This window comes from Plantactinospora sp. WMMB334, assembly GCF_049179095.1.
Classification (GTDB): domain Bacteria; phylum Actinomycetota; class Actinomycetes; order Mycobacteriales; family Micromonosporaceae; genus Plantactinospora.
On record NZ_JBMHME010000002.1, the window covers coordinates 1,776,748 to 1,794,014 of the forward strand.

The following is a 17,267-nucleotide window of genomic DNA, read 5'->3' on the forward strand; positions in this document are numbered from 1 at the left end:
CATGCCACAGGAGGTGCGTGCACATACTCGATGCGCTCGGTCAATTGCCCTGGACCTTTGCGTCGGTGCATCATGGGCTATCCGGTCCGGCTGTTCCGAGCAGTTGATGGGGGAAGAGCGTGGCTCAGGGTGCGATCAAGAAGGATCCGGCAACGGAGCTGCGAGGTGCCCTGGTAGCCGCGCTGATCGACGTGCAATTCATGAATGCGCTTCCCGACCGGCGGTTACTCATAAATCTTGTCAGGCGCGACGTCACCTACTTCCCGGACATCGAGGAACGCCCCGACGCTCGGCTGCATGTGGTCGACATCGTGTTGGCCTGCCTGGGCAATCGAGGCGGCCTCCGAGCTTTGGTGACCGCGCTGTCGACCATGGCTCCCGATGCCCCCGCCACGAAACGCGTCATCCAGTTGATCGAATCGGCTGCGTTGCTGAATCTGTTGTCGGACAGCGATGTCAAACGCGTGCACGACTTGCTGCGCAGGGCGGAGGAGGGGCGTGCCGAGACGGGCTGGTGGCGTCCGGCTCTGGACCCCTCCCTCCTGCAACTGCCGGAGACGGTCAGCAGCCTACCGGTGGCATTCGACTACCTCGCCGGCCAGTCGCACGGGCAGCAACGTGTGCCGACGGCCCTGCTTCTGGTCAATGACGTCGCGGTGCAGCTCGACGGTCCGATCGCGGTAGAGTTGTCGAGCTGGGCCGAGGGACAGGCCGAACGGCTGGAAGTGCTCGACGAATTCCACCTGCTCCGGCAACCGTTCGACGGCCATGCCGAGTCGGATGGGCCGGTAGCATCATACGCTGCGGCGCCGGCCGGTCTGTCGCCGTCGCACTGCGAGGACGAGGCTGTCGAGACCGCAGCGGGACTCCTTGATACGGGCAATATTGATACAATCCGCACGAACAGTCCGGACGAATCGGTCGGGCTGGCACAGATTGGATCGACCGACGTCGCCGACCTGTCCGTGTCATTCGAGAGCGACGTGAGCCTACTGCGAGGAGATCCGATGCCTCCCGTCGCCCCGACACAGCGGGCCACAGTCCAGCTCCCGCAGGTCTGGGGCGACGTGCCACAACGGAATCCCAACTTCACCGGCCGGAAGGCTCTGCTCGAACATCTGCACGATGAGTTGCAGACGTCGCGTGAGACTGCGGTGCTGCCGCAGGCACTGCACGGTATGGGTGGCGTAGGTAAGTCACAGGTCGCCATCGAATACGTGCATCAGCACAGCGGTGATTACGATCTGATCTGGTGGGTCCCCTCCGAACAGGAGGGCCAGATTCTCGCGTCTCTCACCAAACTCGCGCAGCGACTGGATCTCGACGTGAGTCCTGAGGCGAACAGCGCGGTGCCCGCCGTACGTGAGGCGTTGAGTACTGGTCAGGTGCCGTACGAGAGATGGCTGCTCGTCTTCGACAACGCGGAGACGCCGAACGAGGTGCAGCGATACTTCCCCACGGGTGGGGCGGGAAAGATCCTCGTCACCTCTCGCGACCTTGACTGGGCGCGGGTGAGCCGGGCGATCGAGGTCGACGTGTTCACCCGCGAGGAGAGTCAGGCGTTTCTGCGGAGGCGTAACCCTGAGTTGTCGGACGCCGACGCGGACCGGCTCGCGGAGGCGCTTGGAGATCTGCCACTCGCCATCGAGCAGGCCGCGGCCTGGCGGGCGGCGACCGGAATGCCGGTGGACGACTACCTCGCGCTGCTCAAGGAGAAGCGCCTCGAGTTGCTTGACGCTTCCCCATCACCCGACTACAAGCGGTCCGTCGCGGCGGCCTGGAAACTGTCACTGGAAAAGCTGAACGACGTCAACGAAGGCGCATTCCAGCTTCTGCAGGTATGTGCGTTCTTCGCCCCCGAGCCGATCTCACGCGACCTCTTCGCGGGCTCACCGACAGCTCCCATCACGTCCGCGCTCGACGCAACCCTGAGTGACAAGTTTCGGCTCAGCCGGGCGATCCGCGACATCCACCGCTACGCACTCGCCAAGATCGATCATAGCCGGAACACGTTGCAGATTCACCGGCTGATTCAGGCCGTACTGGTCGGTGGCATGGACGACGACGAGAGGCAACTAATGCGCCGGGGTGCGCACACGCTGCTGGCGAACGGCAACCCCAACAATCCGAGCCGTCGTGATCAATGGCAGAACTATCAAGCAATTCGGCCACACATCACTGTTTCCAGAGCCGTGGAGTCGAGTGATCCGCGAGTCCAGGAGCTCGTCTTCGGTCTGGTGCAGTTCCTCTACCACTGGGGCGATCACGCCGGCAGTGAGCAGTTGGCCGAAGAAGCGCACGGGTTGTGGAAGCGTAATCGCGGTGAGACGGACCCGGAGACACTCCGGCTGGCCAAGTGGCTCGGCTGGATGCGTTGGATCAACGGGAAATATCACGAGGCGCGAGATCTGAACCGGCGCAATCTCGAGTTGTATCGCCAGACGCTTGGCGACGAAGACGAGGGCACCATCGACGCCATGTACATGGTGTCGATCGACCTCCGGACCAGCGGAGAGTTCGTCAAGGCCAGAGAGCTGGACGAGCGAGCGCTCTCGGTCGCCCGTCGGGAGTTCGGCGAGGACGACCCGGCGACGCTCGTCTGTGCGAACAGCCTCGCCGTGAGTTTGCGGCTCACCGGCGAGTTCAAGCGCGCCGCCGAGGTCGACAGGGACACCGCAGATCGCAGGGCGACCGTCCTGGGGCCGGACGACGAAGCTACCCTGAACACTCTCAACGGACTGTTTATCGACATGCGTGAGTCGGGGGCGTACCTCGAGGCTCGTCGGCGGCAGGAGGGGCTGTACTCCAGACACCTGGCCGTGTTTGGTCCGGACGCTCCGGCCACGCTCCGCGCCGCCCGTACGCTGGCGGTGGCCCGTCGCAAGGCTGGCGACCATTCCCGCGCACGCACGCTCGCCGAGGAGACTCTCGAGAAGTATCGCCGCCGTTACGACGACGATTACCCGGACACCATTGCGACGGCGGTGAACTATGCCATCGATCTGCGACACGCGGGCGATCTGACCCCCGCCCTCGAGTTGGGTGAGGTAACCCTGCAGCGTTATAACCGGATGTTCGGTGCACGCCACTCCTACACACTTTCCGCCCAGACGAACCTTGCAATCGTGCTACGCCTGCAAGGCGAGGTCGAGGCCGCGTACCAACAGAACAGAGAGGCATTGGAGCTGCTTCGGGTCACGCTGGGAAATGACCATCCGGTCACGTTGACGTGTGCCACGAACCTCGCCAGCGACATTTACGCCCTCGGTGGCGCGCAAGAGGCCTACGAATGCGACACGGACACCCTCGCCAGGTCCGAACGGGTCCTCGGGGTCGAACATCCATCCACCCTCGCCTGCAGTGTCAACCTGGCGTTGGACCTGCGCGCGTTGGCGCGGGCCGCTGAGGCGGACAAGATCCTTGCCGATACCATGGCCAGGCTCAGGCGGGGGTTGGGTGAGCGTCACCCTGCGACCCTAAATGGAATTCAGAGTGTGCGGGCCGACTGCGACGTCGATCCCATGCCGTTGTGACAGATCGGGGCCCCGTCGGACCTGGTGATCCACACCCTTCTGGCCAGTTTCTGCCGGAAGGAGCGAGGCCGAGGGGTGCCGATTAGTCCACCCGCCCGGGAGGACCGCTGCCACCGATGTTGCTGCGCGGGCGCTCGACCTGCCGCATTACCCGTCGGAGCGGGCCCGCGAGTAGCTCCTTCTCATATCCAGCCAATGCGGCGAGGGAGCCATCGCCGAGGTCGACCAGTTCCGTCTCGATGTCGGGGGTGAGGGATTTATCCACTCGCCGTTCCTTCCTTCTGACAGAGGCCGCATGATCGCCAGTTGGCTGGGGTAGCGGTCGTCGGTGGCGGGAGCTGATCACCTCGGCCGGGCGGTTTCATCAGTTTCCCACATGCCGGGTCCACGCCAGTCGCCGCAGGCGCCCTGTTTTTTTGGAGGATCCGGTGGGATGCTGGTTTTGGAGGCCGCCTCATGTCGAGATCTTCTGACCCGCCCGGCGACGTCGGTGTCGGCATAGTGACGGCGTTACCCCTGGAATGCGCCGCGGTGCGGCTGATGGTCAACGGGCTGGATGATCTTGAAGTGCCCGGCGACCTCAACCACTATCGGGTCGGAACGCTGCCCAGTAGGGATTCCGAACACCCGCACCGAGTTGTCGTCGCCGTTCAGGCCGAGGACGGCACCCGTAACGCGGCGGCGATCTGTACCGACATGGCCCGTAGCTTCCCCGGCCTCGCGGTGTTCGTGATGTGCGGAATAGCCGGTGGCGTGCCGGCGCCCCATCAACCCGATCGACACGTGCGACTCGGCGATGTCGTGGTGGCAACCAGGGGCGTGGTCGACTACGACCACGTCCGGACCGTCGATGGCGCCGAAACGGTCCGTCGGCCGGTACAGCGCCCGTCAACGACATTGCTGCGAGCGGACCGGGAGTTGCAGATCAAGGAGTTGACCGGCGAACAGCCATTGCGCGGACTGCTGGACAGGACGGAGATTCGCGGATCGATGTTCAGCCGGCCTGGCCGGAGCGCCGGTCGAGGTTCTCCCGACATACCGGTTGACCCGCACCTGGACACGGCCGGAGGAAGGACGGACGGGTCACCTCGGGTGCACCGTGGCGCGATTGGTAGCGCCGATCGGCTACTGCGCGACGCGGCTCGCCGGGACGCCTTGGCGCTGAAGCATTCGATCCGGGCGGTCGAGATGGAGGGCTCGGGAATCGCGGTCGCTGCCGACCTGAACGAGCGGCAGTGGTTCATGGTTCGTGGCGTGGCCGACCACTGTGACGATCGGACGAAGACCGACGCCTGGCATCCGTACGCGGCACTTGTTGCCGCGGCGTACGTCCGGGCACTGCTTTCCGAGGCGTTGCCGTTCGGCGCGCAGCGCCATCATCGGGGCGGCTGGACGCCGACCGACCTCCAGTTGATCGTCGACGCTCTGCTGGAGGTTCCTGCCATCCGCGACGACTACCAGCGACGAGCCATCATCGCCCTCTTGCCGGCGCACATTCGGAACGCGGTGCCCGACAGCGTGCGCGGCCGACTGCATGTGATCGGGATCGTGCAAACCTGTGAGTACTTCCCGGACGGTCGGAGCGCACTCCTCGACGCGCTCCGGCTGACCCTCGGGCCGGACGACCCGGAGTTCCAGCGGGTCGGTTCGGTCGTGTTGCGTCACTGGTCAGGCCGTTAGCGTCGCAGTGGCATGTTCCATCCATGCGGTCAGATCGATCGGATCCGGTGCGGCTCCCGCTTCGACGGCCTCAAGGTACACGGCGCGGACGAGTTCCGGATGGCGTAGCAGGACGGAGCCGGGGCCGACGCCGAGGTCGGTGAGGCCGAGCCCGGCCCAGGCCCGCAGGTCGTCGGCGTCCGCCGCGATCCGGGTCCGGTAGCCGTCTCGGGCACGGGCGTCGTCGCCCTGCAGGAGCGCGACATCTGCCTCGGACAGCCCACAGGCACGGAGTCGGGGACCGAGCGTGAGCGAATCACCTGCGACGTACCGCCGGGCCAGCGCAAGCAATCCCTGCGACCAGCGGACCTGTTTGTGCGGGATGAGATCTGGTCGGTAGGAGTCGACATGGATGACGCGATCGTCCGACCACGCCCGCGCCAGCCGTCGGACGTCGTCACGTGACGGATGCAGATGACGAATCCGCCACCCTGCGCGATGATCGGCGGCGACGAGCTCGGCAGCCCGCACGGCTCGTGCGGGCAATGGTTCGCCCAGCCAGGGCTCGATCCGGTTGATCAGACCCCGGAGGAGCCGCTCTCCCCAGGGCGTCAGGCCGCCGGACTGCCGGGCGCCAACCAGCGCCTCGCGTACCTGCGCACGTGCGTAGGCGTACTCCAGGTCGGCGATCTGTCGCTCCGTACCGAGACAGTTCAGCCGTCGGGCGCGCCAGAACCTCGTAATGCCAACAAACGCGTAGACACCCTGCAGCAGGCCGCTCAGCGGCCGTGGGTCGTCGCGCCAGGGCGCGTAACATGTCTGGTCGTCCGGCTCGTGGCTGAGGGCGAGCAGATGCATGAGGCCGCCGAGTTTGATGTGCTGGAATTCGTGGACCAGCGAGACGGCGAGGGCCAACTCATCCGGTGGTGTCGATACCAGGACGAGGCCGAACGCCTCACCGGTCGACGCGCTACGCGTCTCGGCGTGGTCGTCTCCGGGCAGCGGCACGACGGAGACCAGACCGGCGGCGATCGCTTCGACGTCTTCCCGGTGCTGCGTGCAGAGGATCCGCCAGGCACCGGCCAGGAGATCCGACCAACGCGCGACGGCCGTAGCATCGAGCCGATCCGGCGCGACCGGGTCGGCGAGTTCGCGGTACGGGTCGATGTCGTCGAGCACGATGCGCAGTCCGGGATCGGAGCCTATCGTCAGCCGCCGCAGGTTCCACCATCCAGGGATGGCCTCCTCGATCGCGGAGACCCGGACAGTCGGCCCCTCGCCGCGGGCACCGATCCGGATGGTGCCGTCGGCGCATTCCGCCACCACCTGGCCCCAACCGGTCCGCTCGGAAAGTACCGCCATCCCGAGCGAGGGCAGCATCACGCGACCGGTGCGCACCGGAAGCCGGGTACGCCAGTGCAGGCCGGCTCGGGCGGCGGCCACCAGCGCCACCGAGTGCAGCGCGCCGAAGTCGATCCAGATCGGCGCTTGCGTCTCCGCGCCGCCCCGATGGCGGCGCAGCGCGTACGCGGCCCAGTTGCCGATCTGCGGCTGCAGTAGCAACTCGGTGAGCTCGGCCGGCGCTGCCTGTTCGGCACGGACCAGCACCTCCAGGGCGGTGTCGGCCGTCGGTAACGGACCCAGCAGCCGCGGCTCGGCGCGGGCCGCCTCGACGACCGCGTGCAACAGGAGAAGGCGTCGGCTGCGCTGGGTCTGCCACAGTTGCCGGACCAGGTCGGGTCCGCCGCCGCCGGCGCAGAGCGCGTCGAGATGTCTGCGGGACAGGCGATGGTGCGGGAGGCTCGGTTGCGGCTCGACAGGATCCACCACTGACTCGCTCCTCGCTTCGTCCTGCGTAGACAGCGCTGTCACGTCCATGGCCCGTGCAGGAGACTGTACCGCCGTCACCAGTGGGGCGGTACATCGAGCATCGACGATCAAATAGTGGCCTGGTGGAACTTCGGCAACGTCTCACCGAAGGGAGTGTGGGGTGCTCCGGAGGCGGTTGCTCCCGGAACACCCCACACCGCTCGGACTATGGGTTGACGGTGATGGTGAAGGTGGACGTGGTGTTGCGGATGTTCTGGTAGTTGTTGCTCATCCGCAGGTTGTTGAAGGTCGCCGACCCACGCGCCGGGCCCTGACCCGCCTCGGGCATCTCGTTGGCCCAGATGCCGAAGCCGGACCTGGCGTCGTACGCGTCACCGCTGCGCTGCGCACCGGTGATCGAGACGTTGGTGAATATCGTGTCGGTGACCGGGAACTGCGGCTGACCGCCAACATAGTTGGTCTGGAACATGATGCCGTGATAGGTCGGGTCGACGATGTCGACGTCACTGACCCGGATCCCGCGCATCTCCTTCGACGCGGAGAAGACCCATATTCCGGGGAATGTCTGCGCGCCCCAGAAGTGGCCGCCGGACCGGACGATCGAGGCGTTCTCCACCCGGGTCAGGCCCGGCCCGAACCCGACGAACGGATAGCCGAAGTCGAGCGAGCTGATGGTGATCCCGGAGTAGACGAGCTGGTCGGCGATGTACATGTTGCGGAAGACGTTGTCCTGCCCGCCGTAGACCGCGACGCCCGCGGCCCGCCAGGTCAGCGTCGCCGTCAGGTTCTCGAAGACGTTGCCGGTGTTGGCCCCGCCGCCCGAGTCGGTCGCCGAGAAGAGTGCGAAGGCGTCGTCGCCGTTGCCGCGTCCCTCGACGTTGCTGACCAGGTTGTTGGTGCTGCCGTTTGTCATGTTCACCGCGTCGGCGAAGGTGTTCCGGATCCGCGAGTTCTTGATCGTGATGTTGCTGACGTGCACACCCCAGAACATGCAGACGGTGTGCTCGACCCACACGTTGTCGAAGGTCAGGTTGGAGACGTTCATCAGCTCGCCCCAGACCTTGCCGGGACCGTCGATCCGCTCGACGTAGTTGCCGAAGAAGGCGAGGTGCTCGAAGGTCGAGCCGTTCGCCGAACTCTCCACCTGGAAGCCGGCGTTGGTGTTCGAGCCGGTCTGCGGGGTCTGGAAGCGGGTGTACCACATGCCCGCGCCGACCACCCGGACCGCCTTGCCGTAGACGTTGAACTTGTTCGACGTGCTGTAGGTGCCGGGCGGCAGGTAGACGCCGATCAGGGTGCCGGTGGTGTCCATCCGGACCCGGTCCAGGGCGTTCTGCACGTCCTGGTGACCAGTGCCGGCCGGCGTGGTGTAGCGGGCCGGGTCCGGGTTCGCCCTCGGCGAGACCTGCTCCAGGTTGATGAAGTCGATCGCGTACGTGGTGTTGTTGGCCGGGTCCTTCTGGAGCCGGATCCGGCTGCCGGCCGGGACCGACGAGTTGAGCATCACGTTCGCCTCGTCGTAGATGTGCCGGGGGCCGCCGGAGCCGGGCGAGTTGTTCGGGCTCGCCTCGGCGCCGTAGAGCCAGGCGTACCGGCTGGTCAGGTCGATCGCCTTGTGGAAGCTGCCGTTGACGTAGATGTTCAGCGACGAGCTGGCCCCGCCGCCACCGGGGGCGTCCGGCATCGAGAAGCGGGTCACCAGGGTGTTGGTCGGGGCCCGGGTGGTCCACTCGACGTAGGCGCCGTTGCCGTTCAGCGTCACCGCGCGTCGGCCGGACGCCTCGCCGGCGAGGTCGCCGACGGTCCGGTTCGGCCCGACGATCGCCGCGCCGCCGCCGAGTACGCCGTCCTCGGCCTCGTACATCTCGTACGGCATGTTGGCGCCGCGCCCGACGAAGAACGGGGTGTCGCTGATGTTGTTCTCCTGTTTCACCGGCAGCTCGTTGCCGTCGGCGGCGAGCACGGTCCGGACGGTGTAGCGGCCGTTCGCCGCGGTCCAGGTGCCGAGGTTGACCGGTGCGGTGCCGGCCCCGGCCGCGATGGTGCCGGAGTAGGAGCCGGTCAGGGTCCGCACCGCCGTGCCGCTGGCGTTGAGCACGGTCAGCGTGATCCCGTGCGCGCCACCGGCCGAGGCGGTGGTGCCCTGGTTGCGGATCGCCACCGAGAAGGTGACGGTCTGGCCGTTGGCCGGGGTGCTCGGCGACCAGCTCGGCGTCGCCACCAGGTCCGAGCTGGCGACGGGGGAGACCGTCAGCGCGGACGGGTTGGTGAAGCTGTTGTTGGTCTCGCTCTGCTCGACCACCGTGTTGGACTCGTCGACCCTGGCGGTCAACTGGTACGTGCCGGCGTTGCGTGCTCCGGCGTTCGCGGTGACCGTACTGCTGGCGTCGGCGGCGAGCCCGCCGACGGCGGCGGTGCCGACGAGCGTCGTACCCAGGTAGAAGTTGACGTTCGTGGCGCCCGACGCGGCGGTGCCGGCGTTGCGGACCGTGGCCGAGACGGTGATCGCGGTGGTCTCGACCGGGTTGGCCGGGCTCCAGGTGGCGGCGGTGACGGTCAGGTCCGGGTTCGGTGCCGGCACCCCGAAGACCTGGAACTCGGCGACCTGGCCGGCCGGGGCTCCGCTGTTGGCGGTGATGGCGAGCCGGACGTCGGCGACGTTGCCGCTGACCGGGATGGTGACGCTGTTGCCGCTGGCCGGGTCGAAGGTGTAGGAGGTCGCCGCCGCGAGGGAGGTGAAGGACGAGCCGCTCTGCTCGCGGCCGAGCACCTGGATGGTCTGGCTGCGCGGGCCCCAGACCGGGTCCGGGTTCAGCCGCACCACCACCGAGCTGACCGTCGCGTTCGCACCGAGCTGCACGGTGAGCACGCTCGGGTACGCCCCGCCGGCCCCCTCCCAGTACGTCGCCACGTTGTCGTCGTTGGCGTTGGTGGCGACGAAGGTGTGCACGGTCGACGAGGCGGTGATCGGCTTGCCGACCGCCAGGTTGGTGCCGGCCGGCGGGTTGCCGGTGCCGGTGCGGGTCACGGTGTTGCTGTTCCCCGACACGTTCCCGGCGGCGTCCCGGGCCCGCACGTGGTAGGAGACCGTCGCGCTGGCCGGCTGGTTGTCGGTGTACGTCAACACGTTGCCGACGTTGGCCCGCAGCGCGCCGTTGGCGTAGACGTCGTAGCCCACGACCCCGACGTTGTCGCTGGCGGCGTTCCAGGTCAGTCGGATCTGCCCGCTCGCCGGCTGGGTGTAGGCCAGGTTGGTCGGCGCGGTCGGGGCCTGGGTGTCCGGGCCGCCGGTCGGGCCGTGCACCTCCAGCTCGGAGAGCTGGCCGGCCGGCCAGCCCGTGTTGGCGGTGATGTGCAGCCGCAGGTATCGGGTGGTGGTGGCCGGCAGGTTGACGGTGACGGTGTTGCCGCTGGCCGGGTTGAAGGTGTAGCCGGCGGCGGCGACGAGGGTGCTGAAGCTCGTGCCGTTGCTGCTGTTCTGCACGGAGAGGGTCTGGGTCCGGGTGCCCCAGCCGGTGGGGAGCTTGAGCACGAGCCGGTTCACGGCGACGGCCGAGCCCAGGTCGGCTTGGATCCACTGTGGAAATGCGTTGTTCGCGCTCTCCCAGTAGCTGGCCTGGTTGCCGTCGCCCGCGTTGCCCACCGGATACTCCGGATGCGAGCTGCTGGCGCTCAGGCTGGCGGCGACCGCGATCTGGGGCGCGGGCCCGTCGTCCGGGCGGGCGGCGGCCGGGGTCGGGAAGAGCGATCCGGCGGCCACGAGTAGCCCGGTGGCGAGCGTCGCCGCGACCAGGCGCGGTAGTGGTGGTAGCTGTCTCATCTGCGGTGTCCTTGGCGCTCGTCGGAACCGACTTGGAGGTGTTGCGAGCGGCCGGGCCTGGTCGGCGGCTGACCCGGCTGCCGCCCGCCGCCGAAGGCGAGCGGTGGCGCCGTCCGTCCGCCCGCCCACCGCCGCCGCGACCCCGCCGAGGGCCGATCCCCGAGGCAGCCGGGGAAGGAGCACAGAGAACGCCGGTCCAGAAATTCCGGGAACCAGGAAGCTATCTAGCAACTGATCACCGGAAACTTGCGTGGTGTCGTCGTAATGTTGCAGACATGCTACGTCGCCGTCAACACCTGCCGCCCGATCAGTCTGGGTCGATGCGGGTGGACGGGCGAGATTTATCCGGACCGATCGTTATTTGCGTAGAGCGGCGCGCGCGGCGAAGGGTGGGCCAGCCCTCTCGGGGGCGTCCCTGCCGGCGGCGGCACCGGCAGAGTGGTGGTGATCAACCACGGCATGGGGGTTTCGTGCGGTACGGACTGCTGGGCCAGAGTGGACCGCGGGTTTCCGAGCGCCGCCATCGTCGAGATCGCGCAGCCCTCGACGGCTCCGATCAGCGACACGCGACCGGCCCTGCCTGACCGCCCGCACCCTGCTCCCGCTGGACTACGTGGCGGACCCGGTCGGGCTGGCGGTCTACCTCGCCGGGCTGATGCAGGAGGCAATGGCCGACCTGCACCGGCTCCATCCGCATCCCGGCCCCGATCCGAAGGCGATGCATCAGCGGTTCCTGGGCTGGGCGGCACCCCGGCTGCGAATCGCCCGGGACCGCCTCCGACTAGGCTCGGAGGAGACGGGGGAGGAGCCGATGGCGGCGGAGACGACGATCGCGGACTTCTGGTTCGACCCCTCCTGCCCGTACACCTGGACCACCTCGCGCTGGCTGCTGGAGGTGGCGAAGGTCCGCCCGGTCGAGCCGCGCTGGCACCTGATGAGCCTGTCGCTGCTCAACGAGGGACGGGACGACGATCCGGAGGGCGACCCCGAGGGCTACCTCTGGGTGCCGGTGCGGATCTGCGCGGCGGTGCGCCAGCAGCACGGCCCGGAGGCGATGGCCCGGCTCTACACGGCGATGTGGACCACCGCCCGGGGCGGCGGCGACTGGCTGGGCGACCTGCACGCCGCGCTGGCCGCCGCCGACCTGCCGGCCGAGCTGGTCGAGGCCGGCACCTCCTCGGCGTACGACGACGTGGTGCGCGCCTCGGACGCCGAGGCGATCGGGCTGGTCGGTGAGCACGTCGGCACCCCGATCATCGCGGCGACCGGCGTCGACGGTGCCCGGATCGCCTTCTCCGGTCCGGTGATCTCCCGCATCCTCACTGGTGAACCGGCCGGCCGGCTCTGGGACGGCGCGATCCTGGTGGCCGGTGTCCCGGGCTTCCACGAGTTGAAGGGGCGCCCGCACGCCGAGCCGCAGCTCCGCTGACCGAAGCGATCGTCAGTCGACGACGAGGCGGATCCTGGGCGCGTCGGGAGTCAGTTCACGTTTGCGGTTGATCCGATACCGGCCGGGTCCGATACCGTTGGCGCCGTGCTCGTCGGTATGGATGAGCTGTGCGCTCTGTCCGGCCGGCACCTCCAGGTAGCCGATGGTCAGGCCCGGCCGAGAGGCGGGAGCGAAGCGCACGCCGGCCGAGTCGAATCCACGGTGTAACCAGTGGGTGTTGCCGGTCGCCTCGCCTCTGACGACTTGGATGCCGTCGGCGGGAACCGGCCGCCAGGAGAGGCCCGGTTCGAGGTCGTGCAGCGGGATCACCATGAGGTCGCCCTGGGCCTGCGGGCCGGAGAGGATGGGCACTTCGGCGTCGGCGACCAGGTGGTCGGGGACACTGGCACCGACCATCGCCAGCGCGGTGCGATAGGTGTGCATCAGGCTCTCTCTCCTGCTCGCAGGGGTGTCGTCGTGATTCAGGTGCGGCGTCGCATCCTGCGGTAGACGTCCGGGTCGCAGCCGTACTGCCAGGCGGCGGCCTCGACCGGATCGTCGAACGTGGCAGGGACGGTTTCGGCGTAGCGCGGCAGGGCTCCGGAGCGATCCGGGCTGCCGTTGGTCATGAGCAGTACCCGGATGTTGCCGAACTGGCTGCGTGGGTCGTCGTAGAGGGCGAGTTCGTGCGGGTGGTTGCCCGGGTCCGGAGCGGTGGCCACCAGCCGCCACCCGGCCTCGTCGATGTAGGTCGCCCACCCTTTGCGTTCGATCGCGGCGCGACGGACCTCGGTGTTGGGGTGTCGGTGGATGGTCTCCACGTCCCGGCCGGATTCGACGAGGTCGGCGGGTACCCGGGTGCCGTGCCAGAAGTACAGTGCGTATCCGTCACGCCAGCGCACGGCCGGGCCGTCGGAGCGGTGCAGCCGAATCGCGGCGGTCGGTCCCGACGCGCCGACCGATTCCGCGTGTATCTCGACCGGCGGCTCGCTGATCACGACGAACCGGCGGTGTGGCCACCAGGACCACGCACGTCCCGCCGCCGCGACCCCGGACATCGTCGCCAACCGCCGCGCCCCCAGCCAGCCCGAGCCATGTTCGGCCAGCCACGACGCGTACCCCACCAGCAGGGTCCCGCGATCGAACGGATCAACCGCGAAGCGGAGCTGGGCTTCCTGGAAAGCCTGCCGGCGGGCCGGCGACGGGTCTGCCCCGGCCGAGGTCAGCTCCGCGATCACGGCCTCGTCCATACCGCCGATCGAGGCAACCTGGTCGGCGATCTGCCGGTCGAAGGCGTCACGCCAGGCGGCGGCATCCGCACAACTCGGTCGGCGGTCACGGCCGTCACTGTCGACGTTGCCGCGGATGGCCGCGTCGACAGCCGAATCGAACCGGCTGGCCAGGGTCGCCGCATCCTCCACGACGTCCCCGCTCCAATGCCGGTGAAGGCGAAGCGGAAGTCCCAGGTAGCCGAGCCGGCGCACCACAGCGGGGCTGGTCCAGACGGCCGACACGGCCGCACCGATGCGATCCCAGGCTCGGTCCACGACTGTCGGCCTGCCGTTCCAGTCGACCGGTTTCCAGAGCGCACCGCCGACCGCCGTGCCCAGCACCGGCCATCCGACGGCGAGGACGATCACCGTGGCCCGCATCTCGCCGGATGACGCCGGTCCGTCGGCGACCAGCGAGCCGACACTGATGCCGAACGCACCGAGCAGCGGAATGCGGAAGAAGTCGAACCAGAACCCGTCGCGGTCGGGATCGGGATCGGGATCGAGGTAGCAGATCAGGGTGTAGAACGCGGCGGCGAGTTCGGCGGCCAGGAGGCCGTACCACTGACCGTGCGTCGGCGGCCCACCCGGCACGAACCAACACACAGCCACCAATCCCGCCCCGAAGACTGCGGTGGCCAATGCCAACCCGAGGCCCCGGACGACGCCAGGCGTCAACATTTGTACGATTTTCAGAAACCTGGCCCGCATCAGGGCGGTCACCCCGGTGAACCCACACGCGAGGACCGCGGCGAGACGCGAGCCGGCCAGGGGGGAGGAGACCCACAGCACCCGGCCATGCCAGCGCAGGCCGGCTGCCGCGTAGCAGCGGCGGATGCCGTCGACGACAGCTTCCCGATCGGAATCGGTGAGTGGCGTGTTGTCCGGGCCGCGAGCAGCCCACGCCTCCCGGAAACGCAGCAGATCTTTCCGCTGGTCTCCAGGCTGTGGGAGTGCTGACGTCGGCGTACCGTCCACATCTGTCAGTATCCACAGGCCCGCCACGCCAGCCGCGGACCCGCCGGGTCGATGGCACCGGTCCGGCTCAGAACAGCAGACCGAACAGGCCGGCCACGACCAGGTACATCGACATCGGTAGCGCCATCACCAGCAGCACGGCTGATCTGACCACGGCCCACCGGATGTCGGCGCGCCCCCGGTGCCGGTCGTCTTCCGGATTGAGGCCGGCGGAGTGGAGGACGTGCGGCGGTGCACGAAGATCCGCTCCTGGGCGTCCCGGGCCAGTACGAAGGCGGCGCGGTGCCGCAGCCTGCGCGCGTACGCCTCGGTGCGCGGCGGGCGGTACCCGCTCGGCACGGTGCCGCCGGAGCCCAGGTCGACATCAGGTACGTCGCCAGGGACCGCCGGTGCGGCGTTCTCAGCCCGACCAGCGCCACTCGGCGACCATCGGGTGGTCCTCGCCGTACCGTCGGGTGTGGTCGCGGCACTCCTGCCGGGCGTCGGTCATCGCCTGCCGCAGGTGCGCCGCCCGGACGGCCAGCCCCGGCACCCGGTCGATCACGTCCATGACCAGGTGGAACCGGTCGAGGTCGTTCAGCATGACCATGTCGAACGGCGTCGTCGTGGTGCCCTCCTCCTGATAACCCCGCACGTGCAGGTCGGCGTGGTTCGCGCGGCGGTAGGTGAGGCGGTGGATCAGCGACGGATAGCCGTGGTAGGCGAAGATCACCGGCCGGTCCCGGGCGAAGACGGTGTCGAACTCGTGGTCGGTCAGCCCGTGCGGGTGGACGCTGGCGGGTTGCAGCCGCATCAGGTCGACGACGTTTACCACCCGGACCCTGAGCTCGGGCAGGTGCCGGCGGAGCAGGTCGGCGGCGGCGAGCGTCTCCAGCGTCGGCACGTCGCCGGCACAGCCGAGCACCACGTCGGGTTCGGTGCCGTCGTCCGTGCTGGCCCAGTCCCAGATCCCCAGGCCGCGCCGGCAGTGCAGGTCGGCCTGGTCGATCGAGAGCCAGTTCGGGGCGGGCTGCTTGCCGGCGACGACGACGTTGACGTAGTGCCGGCTGCGCAGGCAGTGGTCCATGGTGCAGAGCAGGGTGTTGCCGTCCGGCGGCAGGTAGACCCGGACGATCTCCGCCTTCTTGTTGGCGACGTGGTCGATGAAGCCCGGGTCCTGGTGCGAGAAGCCGTTGTGGTCCTGCCGCCAGACATGGCTGGAGAGCAGGTAGTTGAGCGAGGCGACCGGGCGGCGCCACGGGATGCCCCGGGTCACCTTGAGCCACTTGGCGTGCTGGTTCACCATCGAGTCGACGATGTGGATGAACGCCTCGTAGCTGGTGAAGACGCCGTGCCGGCCGGTCAGCAGGTAGCCCTCCAGCCAGCCCTGGCAGAGGTGTTCGGAGAGCACCTCCATGACCCGGCCGCCGGGGGAGAGGTGTTCGTCGCCGGGCTCGGTCCGGCCGAGGAAGGTCCGGTCGGTGGCCTCGAAGACCGCCGAGAGCCCGTTCGAGTCCACCTCGTCCGGGCCGAAGAGCCGGAACCGGTCCGGGTTGGCCGCGATCACGTCCCGGAGCCAGCCGCCCAGGGTCCTGGTCGCCCCGCCCTGCGGGCTGCCGGGCCGCTCCACCGGCACGGCATGGTCGCGGACGTCGGGCAGGACCAGGTCGCGGAGCATGACGCCGCCGTTGGTGTGCGGGTTGGCGCTCATCCGCCGGTCGCCGCGCGGCGCCAGCCCGGCCAGGGACGCGACCGGCGCGCCGGTCGCGTCGAAGAGCTCCTCCGGCCGGTACGACCGCAGCCAGCGCTCCAACTGCGCCAGGTGACCGGGGTCGGAGCGTACCTCCGCCAGCGGAACCTGGTGCGCGCGGAAGGTCCCGGCGACCCGCTCGCCGTCGACCTCGTCCGGGCCGGTCCAGCCCTTCGGGGTGCGCAGCACCAGCACCGGCCAGCGTGGCCGCTCGACCGGCGCGCCGCGCCGGGCCCGGCGCTGGATCTCGGTGATCTCGTCGAGCGCCCGGTCCAGGGTGGTCGCCAGCTCCCGGTGTATCCGGGCGGGCTCCTCCCCGGCCACCAGATACGGCTGGTAGCCGTAGCCGCGCAGCATGGCGAGGAGGTCGTCCTGCGGCATCCGGGCCAGCACGGTCGGGTTGGCGATCTTGTAGCCGTTGAGGTGCAGGATCGGCAGCACCGCGCCGTCCCGGGACGGATCGAGGAAGGCGTTGGAGAGCCAGCTCGCCGCCAGCGGGCCGGTCTCCGCCTCGCCGTCGCCGATCACGCAGGCCACCAGCAGGTCGGGGTTGTCGAACGCGGCACCGTGGGCGTGCGCGAGCGCGTAGCCCAGCTCGCCGCCCTCGTGGATCGAGCCCGGCACCTCCGCCGCGACGTGACTCGGCATCCCGCCCGGGAAGGAGAACTGCCGGAACAGCCGCGTCATCCCGGCCTCGTCCCGGCCCACCGACGGGTACAACTCGGTGAAGGTCCCCTCCAGCCAGGTGTTCGCGATGATGGCCGGGGCGCCGTGTCCGGGCCCGGTCACCAGCATCGCGTCCAGGTCGCGGGCCATGATCAGCCGGTTCAGGTGTACGTAGACCAGGTTCAGCCCCGGGTCCGTCCCCCAGTGCCCGAGTAGCCGGGGCTTGACGTGCTCCGGCGCCAGCGGCTCGCGCAGCAGCGGGTTGGCCAGCAGGTAGATCTGCCCGGCGCTGAGATAGTTGGCCGCGCGCCAGTAGGCGTCGATCCGGCCCAGTTCCTCGTCGGTCGGTATG

At 68.7% G+C, this 17,267-nt stretch carries 8 protein-coding genes; 3 read left to right on the forward strand and 5 right to left on the reverse strand.

The genetic code is table 11. The features are described 5' to 3' along the window. Positions 1-119: 119 nt before the first annotated feature. Positions 120-3,533, forward strand: a complete 3,414-nt coding sequence (gene fxsT / locus ACN27G_RS07650; protein WP_421492083.1) for an FxSxx-COOH system tetratricopeptide repeat protein — start codon at positions 120-122, stop codon at positions 3,531-3,533. 456 nt (positions 3,534-3,989) lie between these two features. Continuing rightward, positions 3,990-5,213: an effector-associated domain 2-containing protein gene (locus ACN27G_RS07655; RefSeq protein ID WP_421492084.1), complete on the forward strand. Its 1,224-nt coding sequence runs from the start codon at positions 3,990-3,992 to the stop codon at positions 5,211-5,213. Here ACN27G_RS07655 and ACN27G_RS07660 read toward each other — a convergent pair. Continuing rightward, entirely contained in the window at positions 5,202-7,133 is a 1,932-nt protein-coding gene (locus ACN27G_RS07660) for an HEXXH motif domain-containing protein (protein WP_421492085.1), read from the reverse strand. The genes ACN27G_RS07655 and ACN27G_RS07660 overlap by 12 nt on opposite strands. A gap of 94 nt (positions 7,134-7,227) precedes the next feature. Further along, complete coding sequence (locus ACN27G_RS07665) at positions 7,228-10,842, reverse strand: discoidin domain-containing protein (RefSeq protein WP_421492086.1); 3,615 nt, start codon at positions 10,840-10,842, stop codon at positions 7,228-7,230. Positions 10,843-11,653: 811 nt separating this feature from the next. Between ACN27G_RS07665 and ACN27G_RS07670 the strand changes: the two genes are divergently transcribed. Next, complete coding sequence (locus ACN27G_RS07670) at positions 11,654-12,271, forward strand: disulfide bond formation protein DsbA (protein ID WP_421497264.1); 618 nt, start codon at positions 11,654-11,656, stop codon at positions 12,269-12,271. Positions 12,272-12,283: 12 nt separating this feature from the next. Here ACN27G_RS07670 and ACN27G_RS07675 read toward each other — a convergent pair whose 3' ends face one another. From ACN27G_RS07675 to ACN27G_RS07685, 3 genes are all read right to left on the reverse strand, one after another. After that, positions 12,284-12,715: a hypothetical protein gene (locus tag ACN27G_RS07675; RefSeq protein WP_421492087.1), complete on the reverse strand. Its 432-nt coding sequence runs from the start codon at positions 12,713-12,715 to the stop codon at positions 12,284-12,286. A gap of 38 nt (positions 12,716-12,753) precedes the next feature. Next, positions 12,754-14,154: a DUF6745 domain-containing protein gene (locus ACN27G_RS07680; protein WP_421492088.1), complete on the reverse strand. Its 1,401-nt coding sequence runs from the start codon at positions 14,152-14,154 to the stop codon at positions 12,754-12,756. A gap of 766 nt (positions 14,155-14,920) precedes the next feature. Further along, positions 14,921-17,266: a phosphoketolase family protein gene (locus tag ACN27G_RS07685; RefSeq protein ID WP_421497265.1), complete on the reverse strand. Its 2,346-nt coding sequence runs from the start codon at positions 17,264-17,266 to the stop codon at positions 14,921-14,923. Position 17,267: the final 1 nt, after the last annotated feature.

What these genes read in the sequence shown, in the direction of transcription:
- ACN27G_RS07655 (WP_421492084.1), top strand. Translation starts at nt 3,990, where the DNA reads ATGTCGAGATCTTCTGACCCGCCCGGCGACGTCGGTGTCGGCATAGTG.
- ACN27G_RS07665 (WP_421492086.1), bottom strand. Translation starts at nt 10,842, where the DNA reads ATGAGACAGCTACCACCACTACCGCGCCTGGTCGCGGCGACGCTCGCC.
- ACN27G_RS07670 (WP_421497264.1), top strand. Translation starts at nt 11,654, where the DNA reads ATGGCGGCGGAGACGACGATCGCGGACTTCTGGTTCGACCCCTCCTGC.
- ACN27G_RS07675 (WP_421492087.1), bottom strand. Translation starts at nt 12,715, where the DNA reads ATGCACACCTATCGCACCGCGCTGGCGATGGTCGGTGCCAGTGTCCCC.